Raw genomic sequence first — 15,018 nt, 5'->3', positions numbered from 1 at the left:
CAGGCTATTTTTCCAAGTTGCCAGTATCTGGCGACTGTCTACAAATCTACGCTTGCGACCAATAAATCAATCACAGAGCATATTGATAAGAATCCGTGCGGCGCTTCGCCTCAGCAGCCAGTGCACGGGATCACCTTACCCGGTCGCCGTCTTACCCCCCCGGGTTTTGAGGACGGCGACCGGATTTTCTCCCACAACAGCAGGTGCGTATGCCCCAAGCTCCATGGTCTGCGAGCGCCGTTGAGGCGCGCGCGGTCGTCGCATTGCTGCCCTATGCTGGCAATGCGCGCACGCATTCCGCCGAGCAGGTGGCGCAGATCGCGGCCAGCATTCTGGAGTTCGGCTTCGTGGCGCCGGTGCTGGTCGACGAGCGCGGCGAGGTCATCGCCGGCCATGGCCGGCTGCAAGCAGCCAAATCCCTCGGCCTGGAGACGGTGCCCACCATCATCCGCGCCGGCCTGACCGAGCCGCAGAAGGCCGCCTACCGCCTGGCGGACAATCGCATCGCGCTGAACGCCGGCTGGGACGAGGCCCTGCTCGCCGCCGAGGTGGCCAAGCTGCAGGAGATGGGCGGCCTCGACCTGGCGCTGACTGGCTTCGACGCGGGCGAACTCGATCGGCTGCTGGCCGGCATGGAGCCGGTGGCAACGGACCCTGGCAACGGGACCCTTGCCAGCCCGGCCGTTGCCAGCGCCGACGCCCCTGGCAACGAGGCGCCGGCGGAGGATCCCGCAGACGCCGAACCGGAGCCGCCGCGCCAGGCCGTCACCCGTCCCGCCGATCTCTGGTTGCTCGGCGGCCATCGCCTGCTCTGCGGCGACAGCACCGACGCCGCCTCGGTCGCGCGCGTGATGGGCGATGACCGTGCCTCGCTGCTGTTCACGTCGCCGCCGTATGGAAACCAGCGCGACTACACCACCGGCGGCGGCACGGATTGGGACGCCCTGATGCAGGGCGTGTTCCGGCATCTCGACGCGGCCATGCGGCCGGATGGCCAAGTGCTGGTGAACCTCGGCCTGATCCACCGCGACAGCGAATGGATCCCATATTGGGCCGGATGGCTTGACTGGATGCGCGCCCGCGGCTGGCGCCGGTTTGGCCTCTACACCTGGGACCAGGGACCCGGCCTGCCCGGTGACTGGAACGGTCGCCTCGCACCGGCTTTCGAGTTCGTCTTTCACTTCAACCGCCAGGCCCGCCAGGCGAACAAGATCGTCCCCTGCAAATGGGCCGGCACGCCCAACAAGGGCAGCGGGCTGCGCGCCGCCGACGGCACCATCTCGGAGTACCAGCATGCCGGCCTGCCGGTGCAGGACTTCCGGATCCCCGACAACGTGCTGCGCCTGACCCGCCACAAGGGCCGCGGCATCGAGACGGAGCACCCCGCGGTGTTCCCGGTCGTGCTGCCGGAATTCCTGATGCGCACCTACACCGACGAGGGCGAGGTCGTGTTCGAACCGTTCGGCGGCTCCGGCACGACCATTCTCGCCGGCCAGCGCACCGGCCGTCGCGTGCGCGCGATCGAGCTGGCCCCGGCGTATGTCGACCTGGCGGTCGCCCGGTGGCGCATGCTGCATCCCGACCTGCCCGTGACGCTGGCCGATGATAGCCGCGATTACGAGGCTGTCGCCGCGGCCCGGATGGAGGTCACTGCCGATGCGGCCTGACCTTCAGATGGAGATGATGCCGGTGGCATCGCTCGCGGCCTACGCAGCCAACGCGCGGATGCATCCCACCGAACAGGTGGCGCAGCTGGCGGCGTCCATCGCCGAGTTCGGCTTCAACGTGCCGGTGCTGGTGGATGATACCGGCGTGCTGATCGCGGGCCATGGCCGCGTCCTGGCGGCCAAGGCCCTCGGGCTCGAAGCAATCCCTGCTATCCGGCTCGGCCATTTGACCGAGGCGCAGGCGCGGGCCTTTCGGCTGGCGGACAACCAACTGGCGCTGAACTCGACCTGGGACGAGAGCCTGCTTGCCGCCGAAATGCGGGAACTGCGGGCGGAAGAATTCGATCTGGGCGTGATTGGCTTTGACCAGGCGGCGTTGGATCGTTTGCTGGCCGATGCAACAGGCGATGAGACGGGCGGCGGCAGCGGCGATCCCGATGCGCCGGCGCCCGAGCCACCGGTCGTGCCGATCACGCGTTCCGGTGATCTCTGGCAACTCGGGCCGCACCGCCTGCTCTGCGGCGATGCCACCTCCGCCGCCGATGTCACGCGCCTACTGGACGGTGCGTCACCGCATCTGATGATCACCGACCCGCCCTACGGCGTGAACTACGATCCGGAATGGCGAAACGAGGCCGGCGTCTCGGCAACCATGCGCACCGGCAAGGTGGCGAATGACGATCGCGCTGACTGGCGCCAGGCCTGGGCGCTGTTCCCCGGTGACGTGGCCTATGTCTGGCACGCCGGCGTGCACAGCCGCACGGTGATCGACAGCCTCGAGGCGACCAGCTTCGTGATCCGCAGTCAGATCATCTGGGCCAAGTCGCGCTTCGTGCTGGGGCGCGGCGATTATCATTGGCAGCATGAGCCGTGCCTCTACGCGGTGCGCAAAGGCGCGACCGGGCATTGGCAGGGCGCGCGTGACCAGGCCACGCTCTGGGCCATCAGCAATGGTGGCGACGAGGACGCGGCCACGGTGCACGGCACGCAGAAGCCGGTCGAGTGCATGCGCCGCCCCATCATCAACAACAGCGCCGTCGGCGAGGCGATCTACGATCCGTTCCTCGGCAGCGGCACAACGCTGATCGCAGCGGAGACCGCGGGCCGCGCCTGCTACGCGGTGGATATCGACCCGCGCTATGTCGATGTAGCGATCCAGCGTTGGCAGAATCTCACCGGCAAGGCAGCGGTGCTGGCAGGCGAGGAGCGGACCTTCAACGATATCGCCGCCACCCGCGGGGTGCAGGCGGCGGCGTTATGAGGCCAGTGATCTTCGACTGCCGGGAGGGTGTTTCCATTTGGCACGCTGCCGTTTGGAAACACCCGCCTGGTCGTCACTCAGCGATGCGGTAGATTGTAAAGCTCCCGCGCGCACCCTCTTTGTTCGGGCCGACCTGGCGGATCCGCTCCATCACCTCGACCGCGTGGCCCTTCTTCTTGAGGCTGGCCAGGAAGCCCCGGACCGTGTTGTTGTTCCAGCCTGTGCCCTCGGCGATCTGCGCGACCGTCGCGCCCTCGGGCCGGCGCAGCATGGCCAGCACCTGCTCCTGCTTCGTGCCCTCCCGCGGCTTGCGCGGCGTGTTGGCGTCCCGCGGGGCGTGGGTGGGCTTGCTCGCGAGCGCGGCGCGCAGGGCCGCGATCGGCGCGTCGAGCGCCCCAGTCAGGTCGCCTTCATGCGTCCCAAATCGAGCGGCCTGATCATCCCAGGCGGCAAGGATGGCCGCGGCGGTGTCGCGGAGGCTGGCGCGTGGCGTCGCGGCGCGTTCCGCGAGGACTTGGTCGAGCAGGGCAATTTCCTCCGTCAGGGGCGCGGCCTGGGCGGGGTCGGCTGCGGGCGCGGGGCTTTCCCCCGGCGTGGCGTCCGGCGCCGCCGTGGGCGCCGTGTGTGCCACCGCGTCGCCGTCGTTCGGGTCGATGCCTATGGCGCGCAGCCCCTCGTCGGTGATGCGCGCCACGATCCAGGTGCCGTCCTCGTCCTGGCGCCAGCCCAGCCCGACGAAGTCCCGCGGGGCGTTGATCTCGGTCAGCAGGTTGTTCTTGATGAGGCTGCGGAACACTGCATTGCGCGCCGCGGCCGGCAGGGTCTTGGGCGCGCGGGCCAGGCCCATCTCGTGCTGGGCTGCGGCGCTCAGGATCACGCGCTGTGTGTCAGAAAGCTGGGTCATCGTGTTGGTCTCCGGTTCTGGGTGCCGGTCATCGGCCCCTACTGCCGGGAGCCCCGCCGGGCAGAACCCGGTCGGGGCGGTGCGGGGGGGCCGCGTCAGGCTTCGTATTCGCCGCGGCGGAAATGCTGGTCCGCGATGTCCTTCAGATTCGCGGTGGCATCCGAAAGCCAGGCCGCTTCGCCCCAAAGCACCGTCTCGGGGTCCGCGCCGAAATGGTCCTCGCTGGCCTGCGCCAGTTCCGCGAGAAGGGCGTCGAATTTGGCCTTCTTAGCCAGGAAGGCGGCCAGGCTGTTTTCCTGGTTGCGGGCGGCGCGGGCAGTGCGGTCGGTCATGCTGGTCTCCGTCGTGGTGCAGGGCGTGATGCTCTGCGCGTGACGGACCATTCGCGCTGCACCACGCCCGAGCCAAGCGCATCTCGCGCTCATCGAATTGCTCAGATCGGAGGGGTTCGATCACATCATGATCGCAGCCGCTTCTGATGCGCTGGTGTCCTCGCAGCGCGAGGTGGCGCGGCGCCTCGGCATCTCGCACACCGCGCTGCAGAAGGCCGCCCAGTCCGGCCGCATCGCGCAGGAGCCGAACGGCGGCTGGGACGTCGAGAAGGTCCGCGCGCGGCTGGCTGCGAGCAGCGATCCGGCCCGGAAGACGGCAGCCATGGTGGCGCCGGTATTGGTCGAGCCTGCGCCTTCGCCGCCCCGGGCCCCGGCCCCGCCGCGGCCGGCAGTCGTCGCCCCGTCCATTCCGGAACCGCTGCCGACACCCTCCGCGGGCGGCAGCAGCTTCCACAATGCCCGCACCGCCAACGAGATGCTCAAGGCGCAGGAGCGCAAGCTCCGGCTCGATGAGCGTCGCGGCCAACTGGTCGAGAAAGCTCGCGCGCTCATGCTGGTGCACCGCCTCGCCAAGGAGGAGCGCGATGCCATCCTCGCCTGGCCAGCCCGTATCGCCGCTGAGCTGGCGGCCGAACTCGGCGTCGACGCGCATCGGCTGCAGACGCTGATGGATGCGCGGCTGCGGCAGCACTTGGCCGATCGCAATGACGTGCGGATGGCGGTCGCATGATAACGGGCGAACAGATCATCGGCGAGCTTGGCAACTTCGACGGCGCCGCCGAGATCCTGCAGGCGTGGCGCGACGGCATGGCGCCAGAGCCCGCGCTGCTGGTCTCGGACTGGGCCGATAAGCACCGCATGCTCGGCTCTCGGGATTCGGCAGAGCCCGGTCCCTACCGAACCGCCCGCACCCCTTATCTGCGCGAGGTTATGGATGCGCTCTCGCCGCTGCATCCCGCGCGGCGGGTTGTGTTCATGAAGGGGGCGCAGGTTGGCGCCACCACCTGCGGGAGCAATTGGATTGGCTATGTGATCCACCACTCCCCTGGCCCGATGCTGGCAGTGCAGCCAACCACAGAACTGGCCAAGCGCTTCTCCGACCAGCGCATCGATCCGCTGGTCGAGGAGACGCCGGCCATCCGGCAGCGCGTCGCGCCGGCGCGTTCGCGTGACAGCGGCAACCGGCAGCTCAGCAAGGAGTTCCCCGGCGGCCAGCTGGTGATGACCGGCGCCAACAGCGCGGTCGGGCTGCGCTCCATGTCGGCGCGGTTCCTGTTCCTGGACGAGGTCGACGCCTATCCCGGCGATGTCGAGGGCGAAGGTGATCCGGTCGCGCTGGCCGAGGCCCGGGCCCGCACCTTCGGGTGGCGGCGCAAGGCCTTCCTGGTCAGCACGCCCACCATCTCCGGCCTGTCGCGCATCGAGCGGGAGTACCTCGCCTCCGACCAGCGGCGGTTCTTCGTTCCTTGCCCGCACTGTGCCACGATGCAGTGGCTGCGCTTCGAGCGGCTGGTCTGGGACAAGGGCGAGCCGGACAGCGCCCGCTACCTCTGCGAGGCCTGCGATGGCGCCATCGGCGAGCAGCACAAGACCGCCATGCTGGCCGGCGGCGAATGGCGTCCCACCGCCATCCCGCAGGATCCACACGCGATCGGCTTCCACATCTCGGCGCTCTACTCGCCGGTCGGCTGGTTCTCCTGGTCGCAGACGGTGCGGGACTGGGAGGCGGCGCAGGGCGACGACCGCGCCATCAAGACGTTTCGCAACACTGTCCTGGGTGAGACCTGGCAGGAAAGCGGGGAGGCCCCGGACTGGCAGCGGCTCTATGACCGCCGCGAGGAATGGGCCCCCGGCACGGTCGCTGCCGAGGGGCTGTTGCTGACCGCCGGTGTCGACGTGCAACGCGATCGGCTCGAGGCCAGCATCTGGGCCTGGGCGCAGGATCGGCAGTCCTGGCTGATCGAGCACCGCATCCTGGTGGGCAATCCGTTTGAGGCGGCGGTCTGGGACGAACTGCGGGGCCTGCTGGGCGAGACCTGGCGGCATGCCTCCGGCCACCGGCTTGGCCTCGCCATGACGGCGATCGACAGCGGCGATGGCATGACCACCGCCGAGGTCTATGCCTTTGTGCGTCGCGCCGGTGCCGGTCGGGCCATTGCCGTGAAGGGTCATGACGGGCTGCGCGCGGCGCTCGGCCAGCCCTCGGCCACGGAGGTGCGGCGGAACGGCCGCAAGCTGGGCGGGCTGAAGGTCTGGCCGGTCGGCTCGTCCTTCCTGAAGGGCGAGACCTATGGCTGGCTGAAGCTGGAGCGACCCACCGCGGAAAGCGGCGATCCCTTCCCGCCAGGCTTTGTCCACCTGCCGCTGCACGCGGCCGGCGAAGAGTTCTGCCGGCAGCTCACGGCCGAGCAGTTCGTCGCGCGCGCCGGCCGCAACGGCTTTCGCCGGCTCGAATGGGTCAAGACGCGAGAGCGCAACGAGGCGCTGGACTGCCGGGTCTATGCCCGCGCAGCCGCGGCAGCCCTCGGCATGGATGGCTGGGGCGACGGGCGCTGGGCGCGGATGGCGGATGCGCTGTCGCTGCCCGCCGCGGAACCCGCCGCACCGACCCAGGCGGATGGTGCTGCGCAGAACAGCACCACCAACACACGCCCACGTGGCTGGCTCGCGCCGCGTAACGGCTGGCTTCGCTGAAGGAGGACGAATATGGACCCGACCGTCCTCGCCTGGGCGCTGGCTCAGCCTGCCACCAGCCGCGCGGCTGTGCTGGCCGCGGCTTTCACCGGCGGCACCACGCGCGTGACCTTTGATGGACGCACCGTGGAGTACCGCTCGCTGGATGAACTGGACCGTGCGCTGTCGGTGCTGCACGGCGCCGAGAACACAGCCGCCCGCCGTCCGAGCGTCACCTTCGCCAGCTTCTCGCGCGAGGGAAGCTGGTGATGAGGCGTCTTCGCGATGCCTGGCAGGCGCTGCGCGGCTATGCCGCCGCGCAGGACAGCCGCGCCTCTAGCTGGGCCGCCTCTGGCGGCAGCGCCACAGCCGAGGTCGGTGCCGCCGCCCCCACCGTCGCGCGCCGCGCCCGCGACGCCGTCCGCAACGATCCCTACGCCGCCCGCATCGTCGATCTCTGGAGCGGCAACGCGGTGGGTGCCGGCATTACCACCCGCTGGCCGGACAAGGCGCACGCCGACGCCTGGCGCCGCTGGTCCGATAGCACCGCCTGCGATGCCGAGGGCCGGCTCGACCTCTATGGCCTCCAGGCCCTGGTCATGCGCGCGGTGGTCGAGAGCGGGGAATGCTTCGTCCGTCTGCTGCCGGCCGACATCACGCCCGCCAATCCCATCGGGCTTCGGCTCCAGGTGTTGGAGAGCGATCACCTCGACACAGCACGGCAGGGCGTCATCGAGGGCGTCCCCACGCTGCAGGGCATCGGGCTCGGTGAGGCGGGTGAGCCGGTCGGCTACTGGCTGCACCGCGTGCATCCCGGCGCGTCCTGGATGCTGCCGGGGGGCGCCACCTGGTTGACTAGTCAGTACGTCCCAGCTTGGGACGTGCTGCACATCTATCGCAAGCGTCGGCCGGGCCAGCTGCGTGACGTCTCCTGGCTGGCGCCGGTTCTGAACCGGCTGCGCGACCTCGGCGACTACGAGGCGGCGCTCCTCATGAAGGCCAAGATCGAGGCGTGCCTGGCGGCGGTCGTGTCCGAGGATGGCGACGAGGCCATGACCGGGCCGGCGTCGGGCCTGCTGCGCGATGCCCAGGGCCGCACGGTCGAGAGCTTCGAGCCAGGCATGATCCTGTATCGCCGCGGAATGGGATCCGTGGAGGTGGTGAACCCCTCGGGCGGTGGATCGCATGCTGCTTTCGCGCGCCGCGCGCTGGAAGCGTCGGCGGTCGGCACAGGCCTGACCTACGACCAGGTCGCCGGCGACCTGACCCAGGCCAACTACTCGTCGCTCCGCGCCGGCAAGATCGAGTTCCGCCGTCTCTGCGAGCAGGTCCAGTACGGCATGCTCATCCCGATGCTGGTCCGGCCCATCGCCGACCGCTTCCACGCGCAGGGCGCGCTGCTCGGGTTGTGGGGCGCGGAGGTCCCAGAGGGCCTGTCGCACGTCCCGCCCGCCCACGAGATGATCGACCCGCTCAAGGACACAACGGCGCTGATCGCCCAGGTCCGCGCCGGCTTCGTGCCGCAGCCCGAGGCGGTCGGAGCCTTCGGCTACGACTTCCGCCAGGTGGTCGAGATGATCCGCGAGGCCAATGCCCTGCTCGATGATGCGGGCTTGTCGCTCGACACCGACCCACGCCGCGTTGCCAAATCCGGCGCCGCCCAGGACGCGGCCCAGCTCGCCGCCATAGAAATCGCCGCCACCGGCGCCGCAGCGCCGCGTGCGGATGCGGGCGTCACCCCCAATCCAGGAGTATCGCCATGACCACCGGTGCCTATGATCCCGTCGAGGACATGCTCAAGGTGAAGTCCGTCCAGAAAAAATGGCGCGACAGCTTCACCGGCGCCGAGCTCAACCCGGGCAAATGGACCAACCAGATCGGCAGCGGCGCCACCATCAGCGTCGGCAGCGGCCTCCTCACCATGGCCAGCGGCGCGACAGCCGATGCCGAGACCTGGGTACTCAGCACCGAGACCTTCACCGTGCCCTTCCGGTTGTCGATCGGCCTGACGCTGTCGCAGCGTCTCGCCAACCAGAGCTTTTGGGTCGAGGCCGTCAGCGTGAACCGGGAGACCGGAGTGCCGGACGGGCTGCACGCTCTCAGTCTGCTCTTCGACGGCACGACGGCGACGCTGGCCAAGTACGAGGTGCAGAATGGCGGCCTCGCGCGGCTCACCTCGGCGGGCTCGACCTTCCCCACCACGGCGAGCGGTGGCGTCTATGAAATCGAGCCCTTTGCGGATGAGGCCTGGTTCCACGGTGGCACGCTCGACGCCACCACGGGCCGGGCCAATTCCTATCGCCGGCACCAGCAGATCCCGGATCCGAATGCGCTCTACAAGGTGCGCCTGCGCTGGCTGAACGCGGCGACGCCGCCGGCCAGCAGCACGAATGCGGTGGTGCAGTACATCGCCGTGCAGGACTATGCCGAGCTCACGGCGGAAATCACCGCCGGCCGCGGCCAGTCGGTGGCCGGCCAAAGCGTGGCCGTCGGCGTGGTCAGCATGCCGGCGGTGAGCACGGTGGGCGGCCAGGCCCGCAACACGACTGGCGCGCTGCCGGTGCTGGTGGCGACAGGTGCCTCGGCGAACCCGGTGGCGGTGACCACCGGCCGCGGCGTGGATCTGCTGGCGACGCTGGTCGGCGCGCTGGTCACCAAGCCCTTTTCGCTCCCTGAGCTCGACTGGTCCTATGCCGGGCCGATCACTGGCCTCACCACGGCCACCGACACAGCCGTGCGGGCCGCGGCCGGCGTGGGGATCCGCAGCTACGTCACGGGCCTGCAGGTGCAGAATACCTCGGCCACGGCGAGCGAGTTCCAGATCAAGGATGGCGCGACGGTGCTCTGGCGCTGCCTGATGCCGGCCAATAGCGCCTTCCTCGACATCACCTTCCCGAGCCCACTGCGGGGCACCGCCAACACGGCGCTGAACATCCAGGCGGTCACCGCCGGCAGCGTCGTGGTCGCCAATCTGCAGGGCTACGCCGCGCCGTAAGGCGCTCCACCCAGGACACCCACATGACCGACACCACCGACCCGGGCGGCGGCGATGCCGCGCCGGAACCCACTGTCGCGCCCGATCGACTTCCCACCGCTGGGCTATCGATCACCGCCTGCCGTGCGCTGGCGGCACCCATCACGGTCGATCGTGCCGCCCGCACCGTCGAGGTGGTGTGGTCCACCGGCGCCCGGGCTCGCAACTTCGTCCCCTCCCTCGGTCTCATCACCGAGGAATTGGATATGGCGCCCTCCGCCGTGCGGATGGACAGCCTGCGCTCAGGCCGTGCCCCGGTGCTCAACACCCATCGCCGGGGCGATGCGCGCGACGTGCTGGGTCGGGTCGTTGCGGCTCGCCTGGAGGCCGGCCGCGGTCATGCCACGCTGCAATTCAGCGCCGCCGCCGATGTGGAGCCGGTCTGGCAGCGCATCGCCGATGGCACGCTGCGCGCGGTCAGCGTCGGCTATCGCGTGCACCGTTACGACCAGGCGCCCGACGCCGCCACCGGCCAGACCATCCACCACGCGGTGGATTGGGAGCCCTTCGAGATCTCCATCGTGCCCATCCCCGCGGATGCAGCCGCTGTTGTGCGGGGCGAGGAGCCACAGGGCGCCCCTGCCATCGCCCTCGAACCCGCCCTGCCTGACCCCATCCCCACCGAGGAAGCCCCCATGCCTGACCCCACGCCGACCCCGCAATCGGATGCACCCGCACTGCCCGCCACCATCGCCCAGGAGAACCCTGTGACCACGACGCCCGCCACCCTGCCCATCACTCCTCCCGAGCCCACGCGCGCAGCGCCCGCGCCCGACCTGGACGCCATCCGCGCCGAGGCCGAACGGACCGCCGTGGAGCGCATCGCCGGCTACGAGCCGGTCCTCGCCGGCGCCCGTGGCTTGCTGCACGAGGATCGTCTCGACGAACTGCGTCAGGCCGCTATCCGTGAGCGTATCTCGCCCGAGGTGCTGCGAGGTCGTCTCTGGGAGGCCTTCACCAGCAGCGCCACCCGACCCTCGCTGCCCGCTCGCCCCGAGACCGGGCCCGCCCAGGACGACCCGGCGCAGATCATCGACGCCATGGCCGAGGCGCTGGCCGCACGCTCCATGCCCGGCTACCGGCCGCCCAGCACCGCCCCCAGCGCCGGCCGCCACAGCGAATTCATGGGCTGGCGCCCCTCCGACATGATCGGGGAGCTCATCCGCCGCCGCGGTGAGCGCCAAGTGCCGCGCAACCCCACCATCCTGGCCGAGCGCGCCTTTCAGACCACCAGTGATTTCCCAGCGCTGCTCTCGGCGGCCGCCAACAAGATGCTGCTCGCCGCCTATGCGCCCGCCGCGCCCAGCTATCGCCAGATCTTTCTCCGCCGCGACTTTCGGGACTTCAAGCCGCATCGCCATCTGCGCGTCGGCGATTTTCCCACGCTCCTGCCGCTCACCGAAAATGGCGAGGTGCAGGCCGGCACCATGTCCGAGAGCCAGGAGCTCGTGTTTCTGCAGACCTTCGCGCGGCGCATCCGCGTCACCCGCCAGATGTTGGTGAATGACGATCTCGGCGCCTTTACCGACTTCGCCGCCGCCATCGGCCGCCGTGTGGCCGATTTCGAGAACGCGACTGCCTATGGCCTGCTGAACTCGGCCAATGGCGATGGGCCGACGCTGACCACCGGCGCGGCCGCCGTCTTCGGCACCGCCGCGGCCCGCGCCAATAAGGCCGCCGCCGGGAGCGCTCTCGACCTGACGAATCTGGCCGCCGGTCGGGCTGCCATCATGCGCCAGCGCACCCTCGACGGCCTGCCCATCGCCGTCGGCGCGCAGATGCGGCTGCTGGTGGGGCCGAACCAGGAAATGGCGGCGCGGCAGCTGACCGTGAGCGTGGCGGCAGCGCAGATCGGCAACGCCAATGTCTATGCGGGCTTTGTGCAGCCCCTGGTGGAGCCGCAGATCGGCGCCAACCGCTGGTACCTCTTCTCGGACCCGATCGCGGCCCCGGTCTATGTCTATGGCTACCTGAATGGCGCCGAGGGACCGCAGGTCACCACCGGCAATGTCCAGGGCGTGGATGGCGTCGAGGTCTCGGTGATCTTTGACTTCGGCGTGGGCGCCATCGACTGGCGCGGCGCCTGGTTCAATCCCGGCACCTGATCCCCACCGCCACCCATCACTCCATCCATCACCAATCCATGCAGAGGCCGCCCCATCGGGCGGCTTATGCGTTTCTGGAGACCTCATCCCCATGCGCAACTACGTGCAGCCCGGCGACAGCCTGGCGCTTGCCGTCCCCTATGCGAGCGGCGTCACCTCCGGCCAGGGCGTTCTGGTCGGTGCGATCTTTGGCGTGGCCGCCGTCGATGGCGTCCAGAACGCCGTGATCGAATGCCAGACCAAGGGCGTCTTCGACATCACCAAACAGCCGGCCTTGGCCATCACCGCCGGCGCGCGGCTCTTCTGGGACGACACCAATCGCCGCCTCACCACCACCGCGACCGGCAATTTCCAGGTGGGCATCGCCAGCCTCGCGGCGCTCGCCGCCGATACGACGGTGCGCGCTTGGCTCAACCGCGTGCCGCCCTCAGGGTCGTGACCATGCGCACGCCCTTCACCATGCGCGACCATCAGCGCCTGGCTGGCCTGCATCCCGATCTCGTCCGCGTCGTGGAACGGGCTCGCCTCGCGGTTCCTTTCATCGTGGTGGAGGGGATGCGCAGCCGGGAGCGCCAGGCGCGCCTCGTCGCCATCGGCGCCAGTCGCACCATGAACAGCCGACACCTCACCGGCCACGCCATCGACCTCGCCTATTGGCTGGACGACGACGACGGCACGCCCGAGGCCGGCGAAATCCGCTGGGATTGGCCACTCGCCCACAGGATCGCCGCCGCGATGAAAAACGCCGCGGCCGCGGAGGATGTCGCCCTCGCCTGGGGCGGCGACTGGGCCTCCTTTCCGGACGGCCCACATTTCGAACTCGATCGGAGGATCTATCCGTGACCTACCTCCTCGCTCGCCTGCGCGAGCAGGGCACGCATACCGGCGTGTCCCTGCTCGTGGCGATCATCCTCCTGGCGCATCTCGCCGGCCTCGACTTGCGCAACTTGGCTGACAGCGCCATCGGCGTCGCCACCGCCCTGGGCGCACTGGCCGCCGCCGCCAAGACCGTGCTGCCCGACGCACCGAAGGAACCCCCGCGATGAGCGGCGCCGCTTTCGCCGCGGCCCTGGCCACGCTGCATGCCGACCCCAACATGGCCACCGACGCGGAGTGGCGGGCCGCGGGTAGCGGGGTCTGGCGCCCCCTGCGCGTGCTGCTGTCCGCGCCTGCCGATGAGGTGGCTGGGTTGGGCGGGCCGGGCGCCCGCGCTGGTGCGCTGGAGGCCACACTGCGCGCCGCCGAACTCGCCCCCGACACGCCGCGCCGCGGCGACCTTCTGCGCCGGCTCTCGCCGCCGGAGACCTGGAAGGTCGAGGAGGTCGATCCCGATCCGCTCGGCCTGTCCTGGCGGCTGTCCCTGGCGCGCTCCTCATGAGCGGCACCGTCCCGCTGCGCGAGGCCGCGCTCGCCGCCATCGCCGAACGGCTGGCGACGCAGTTGGCGGACGTCGCGGTGGAACGGGCCCGCCGCGCCCCGGTGGACACCGACGCCGAACCGCTGCCGCGGCTGGTGGTGCGCGGCGACGATCTCGAGGCGGACGACACGCAGGAGCCGGGCCGCACGCATTATCGCATCGGCTTTGGCGTCTCAGGCTTCGCGGCCGGCACCACTGACCTCGCCGCCGAACAGGCGCTTTCCCTGCTGCACGCCCGCAGCGTGGCGGCGCTGGCCGGTTGGACGCCCGCCACCCCGGACCTCGGCGACGTGGCCGAACAGGGCGCCGAGTTCCGTCTCTATGAGGCCGAGGACACCGCCCGCCCCGCCGGCGAATTCCTCGCGCGCTTCACCATCCTCGCCATCGGCCCCGCCGGCGGACCCTGGTCGTCCTGACCGCCGCCCCACCCCTCACAGCCATAAAGGAGCCGCGCGATGAGCATCGACCTCGTCCGCATGCGTTTTGCCGCCATCGCGGCCAAGATCGAAACCACCGCCGGCGTCGATTCCATCGGCGGCACTCCCGCGGCCGCCGACTGGCTCGCCGCCGATGTCGAGATCGACTTCGACCCGGTCACTGTCGAGAACCCCGAGCTTACCGGCTCCCTCGACCGCTCGCCCGCCATCGTTGGCGGCCTCAAGCCGCGCATTCGCCTGCGCATCCCGCTGCGCGGCTCCGGCACCGCCGCAACCGCGCCGGAATGGGGCCGGCTGATGCGCTGCTGCACCATGGCCGAGGGCCTCACCGCGGCCGCCATCGGCGCGCCCACCGCCGCCAGCGCCGGCACCACCACCTCGCTGACGCTCGCCACGCCCTTTGCCGCAACCGCCCAGCTCTATCGCGGCATGCCGCTGCTGCTTACCGGCGACCGAACGCTCACCACCGGCATCACCGACTACACCGTGGCCCGCGTCGCCACCCTCGGCGAGACCATGGCCACCGCCGGTACGGTGACCACGCTCGCGCAAATCCCGCCGCATGTGCTCTACAGTCCGACCTCGGACGAGGCGGTCTACCGGACGGCGACGCTCTACTTCTACGCCGACGGGCTGCGCTGGCGCTTTACCGGCGCGGTCGGCACCTGGAGCCTCGAGCTCTCCACCGGCGGCATCGGCTTTCTCGTGTTTGAGCTGCGCGCGCAGATGCTCGACAAGGCGACCGCAGCGCTGCCGACCGGCTGGAACACCACCATCCGCCCGACGCCGCCGCGCTTCGTCGGCGGTCGCTGCCAGCTGAACCAGCAGGTCGCCCGCGCTCGGCGCGTCATGCTGGAGGCCGGCGTCAGCGTCACCCTGCCGGACAACCCGGAGGCGGCCGAGGGCTATGACCCAGCCGTGCCCGTCGAGCGCGACGCGCGCGGGGCCATCGATCCGCTGATGAACACCACCACCGCGGTCGCGCTGTTCAACGCCTTTCGCCAGGGGACGGCGATGTCACTGATGGCGATCCTCGGTGTCACCGCGGGGAACCGCTTTTGCGTGATCGCGCCAGCGGCGAAGGCGACCGGCATGCGGCCGGGCGAGCGCGACGGGCTCGGGCAGCTGGACATCGCCTTCCAGCTCGATGGGGCGGACAGCCCGCTCTTCCTGGCTCAATTCTGATGG

At 70.1% G+C, this 15,018-nt stretch carries 16 protein-coding genes; 14 read left to right on the top strand and 2 right to left on the bottom strand.

Annotation, left to right across the window (positions count from 1 at the left end):
• Positions 1–263: 263 nt before the first annotated feature.
• Both ACQ860_RS14580 and ACQ860_RS14575 read left to right on the top strand, forming a co-directional pair.
• A complete protein-coding gene (locus ACQ860_RS14580) occupies positions 264–1,667 on the top strand; it encodes a site-specific DNA-methyltransferase (protein ID WP_431304062.1) in 1,404 nt (467 codons plus the stop codon).
• Positions 1,657–2,928, top strand: a complete 1,272-nt coding sequence (locus ACQ860_RS14575) for a site-specific DNA-methyltransferase (RefSeq protein WP_431304061.1) — start codon at positions 1,657–1,659, stop codon at positions 2,926–2,928. Before ACQ860_RS14580 ends, ACQ860_RS14575 begins: the two co-directional genes overlap by 11 nt.
• 73 nt (positions 2,929–3,001) lie before the next feature.
• On the opposite strand, the gene ACQ860_RS14570 is transcribed toward ACQ860_RS14575, so the two are convergent.
• Positions 3,002–3,832 (bottom strand): DUF3489 domain-containing protein, encoded by an 831-nt coding sequence (locus tag ACQ860_RS14570; protein WP_431304060.1) that lies wholly within the window; start codon positions 3,830–3,832, stop codon positions 3,002–3,004.
• A gap of 95 nt (positions 3,833–3,927) precedes the next feature.
• Positions 3,928–4,164 carry a hypothetical protein gene (locus ACQ860_RS14565; RefSeq protein WP_431304059.1) on the bottom strand — a complete coding sequence of 79 codons (237 nt, stop codon included), beginning with the start codon at positions 4,162–4,164 and terminating at the stop codon, positions 3,928–3,930.
• A 127-nt stretch (positions 4,165–4,291) separates the two neighbouring features.
• On the opposite strand from ACQ860_RS14565, the gene ACQ860_RS14560 reads away from it, so the two are divergent.
• From ACQ860_RS14560 to ACQ860_RS14505, 12 genes are all read left to right on the top strand, one after another.
• The gene (locus ACQ860_RS14560; RefSeq protein ID WP_431304058.1) at positions 4,292–4,894 is read left to right on the top strand and encodes a hypothetical protein; all 603 of its coding nucleotides are present in this window, start codon (positions 4,292–4,294) and stop codon (positions 4,892–4,894) included.
• A complete protein-coding gene (locus ACQ860_RS14555) occupies positions 4,891–6,858 on the top strand; it encodes a phage terminase large subunit family protein (RefSeq protein WP_431304057.1) in 1,968 nt (655 codons plus the stop codon). Before ACQ860_RS14560 ends, ACQ860_RS14555 begins: the two co-directional genes overlap by 4 nt.
• A gap of 12 nt (positions 6,859–6,870) precedes the next feature.
• Entirely contained in the window at positions 6,871–7,107 is a 237-nt protein-coding gene (locus ACQ860_RS14550) for a phage head-tail joining protein (RefSeq protein ID WP_431304056.1), read from the top strand.
• Positions 7,107–8,600: a phage portal protein gene (locus ACQ860_RS14545; RefSeq protein ID WP_431304055.1), complete on the top strand. Its 1,494-nt coding sequence runs from the start codon at positions 7,107–7,109 to the stop codon at positions 8,598–8,600. The genes ACQ860_RS14550 and ACQ860_RS14545 overlap by 1 nt, the downstream gene beginning before the upstream one ends.
• A complete protein-coding gene (locus ACQ860_RS14540; protein ID WP_431304054.1) occupies positions 8,597–9,832 on the top strand; it encodes a ubiquitin-activating E1 FCCH domain-containing protein in 1,236 nt (411 codons plus the stop codon). Before ACQ860_RS14545 ends, ACQ860_RS14540 begins: the two co-directional genes overlap by 4 nt.
• 23 nt (positions 9,833–9,855) lie before the next feature.
• A complete protein-coding gene (locus ACQ860_RS14535) occupies positions 9,856–11,976 on the top strand; it encodes a prohead protease/major capsid protein fusion protein (RefSeq protein ID WP_431304053.1) in 2,121 nt (706 codons plus the stop codon).
• A 91-nt stretch (positions 11,977–12,067) separates the two neighbouring features.
• Positions 12,068–12,415 (top strand): DUF2190 family protein, encoded by a 348-nt coding sequence (locus ACQ860_RS14530; protein ID WP_431304052.1) that lies wholly within the window; start codon positions 12,068–12,070, stop codon positions 12,413–12,415.
• A gap of 2 nt (positions 12,416–12,417) precedes the next feature.
• Positions 12,418–12,819, top strand: a complete 402-nt coding sequence (locus ACQ860_RS14525; protein WP_431304051.1) for a M15 family metallopeptidase — start codon at positions 12,418–12,420, stop codon at positions 12,817–12,819.
• Positions 12,816–13,022 carry a hypothetical protein gene (locus ACQ860_RS14520; protein WP_431304050.1) on the top strand — a complete coding sequence of 69 codons (207 nt, stop codon included), beginning with the start codon at positions 12,816–12,818 and terminating at the stop codon, positions 13,020–13,022. The genes ACQ860_RS14525 and ACQ860_RS14520 overlap by 4 nt, the downstream gene beginning before the upstream one ends.
• Positions 13,019–13,354, top strand: a complete 336-nt coding sequence (locus ACQ860_RS14515) for a head-tail joining protein (RefSeq protein ID WP_431304049.1) — start codon at positions 13,019–13,021, stop codon at positions 13,352–13,354. Before ACQ860_RS14520 ends, ACQ860_RS14515 begins: the two co-directional genes overlap by 4 nt.
• The gene (locus ACQ860_RS14510) at positions 13,351–13,809 is read left to right on the top strand and encodes a hypothetical protein (protein ID WP_431304048.1); all 459 of its coding nucleotides are present in this window, start codon (positions 13,351–13,353) and stop codon (positions 13,807–13,809) included. The genes ACQ860_RS14515 and ACQ860_RS14510 overlap by 4 nt, the downstream gene beginning before the upstream one ends.
• Before the next feature lie 39 nt (positions 13,810–13,848).
• Positions 13,849–15,015 carry a hypothetical protein gene (locus ACQ860_RS14505; RefSeq protein ID WP_431304047.1) on the top strand — a complete coding sequence of 389 codons (1,167 nt, stop codon included), beginning with the start codon at positions 13,849–13,851 and terminating at the stop codon, positions 15,013–15,015.
• Positions 15,016–15,018 lie beyond the last annotated feature (3 nt).

Source organism: Sediminicoccus sp. BL-A-41-H5 (assembly GCF_050632405.1).
Lineage (GTDB): Bacteria > Pseudomonadota > Alphaproteobacteria > Acetobacterales > Acetobacteraceae > Roseococcus.
This window is presented reverse-complemented; position numbering and strand designations above follow the sequence as displayed.

Excerpts from the sequence above, each read along its gene's own strand:
- ACQ860_RS14575 (WP_431304061.1), top strand. The coding sequence starts at position 1,657 with ATGCGGCCTGACCTTCAGATGGAGATGATGCCGGTGGCATCGCTCGCG.
- ACQ860_RS14570 (WP_431304060.1), bottom strand. The coding sequence starts at position 3,832 with ATGACCCAGCTTTCTGACACACAGCGCGTGATCCTGAGCGCCGCAGCC.
- ACQ860_RS14565 (WP_431304059.1), bottom strand. The coding sequence starts at position 4,164 with ATGACCGACCGCACTGCCCGCGCCGCCCGCAACCAGGAAAACAGCCTG.
- ACQ860_RS14560 (WP_431304058.1), top strand. The coding sequence starts at position 4,292 with ATGATCGCAGCCGCTTCTGATGCGCTGGTGTCCTCGCAGCGCGAGGTG.
- ACQ860_RS14555 (WP_431304057.1), top strand. The coding sequence starts at position 4,891 with ATGATAACGGGCGAACAGATCATCGGCGAGCTTGGCAACTTCGACGGC.
- ACQ860_RS14550 (WP_431304056.1), top strand. The coding sequence starts at position 6,871 with ATGGACCCGACCGTCCTCGCCTGGGCGCTGGCTCAGCCTGCCACCAGC.
- ACQ860_RS14545 (WP_431304055.1), top strand. The coding sequence starts at position 7,107 with ATGAGGCGTCTTCGCGATGCCTGGCAGGCGCTGCGCGGCTATGCCGCC.
- ACQ860_RS14540 (WP_431304054.1), top strand. The coding sequence starts at position 8,597 with ATGACCACCGGTGCCTATGATCCCGTCGAGGACATGCTCAAGGTGAAG.
- ACQ860_RS14535 (WP_431304053.1), top strand. The coding sequence starts at position 9,856 with ATGACCGACACCACCGACCCGGGCGGCGGCGATGCCGCGCCGGAACCC.
- ACQ860_RS14530 (WP_431304052.1), top strand. The coding sequence starts at position 12,068 with ATGCGCAACTACGTGCAGCCCGGCGACAGCCTGGCGCTTGCCGTCCCC.
- ACQ860_RS14525 (WP_431304051.1), top strand. The coding sequence starts at position 12,418 with ATGCGCACGCCCTTCACCATGCGCGACCATCAGCGCCTGGCTGGCCTG.
- ACQ860_RS14515 (WP_431304049.1), top strand. The coding sequence starts at position 13,019 with ATGAGCGGCGCCGCTTTCGCCGCGGCCCTGGCCACGCTGCATGCCGAC.
- ACQ860_RS14510 (WP_431304048.1), top strand. The coding sequence starts at position 13,351 with ATGAGCGGCACCGTCCCGCTGCGCGAGGCCGCGCTCGCCGCCATCGCC.
- ACQ860_RS14505 (WP_431304047.1), top strand. The coding sequence starts at position 13,849 with ATGAGCATCGACCTCGTCCGCATGCGTTTTGCCGCCATCGCGGCCAAG.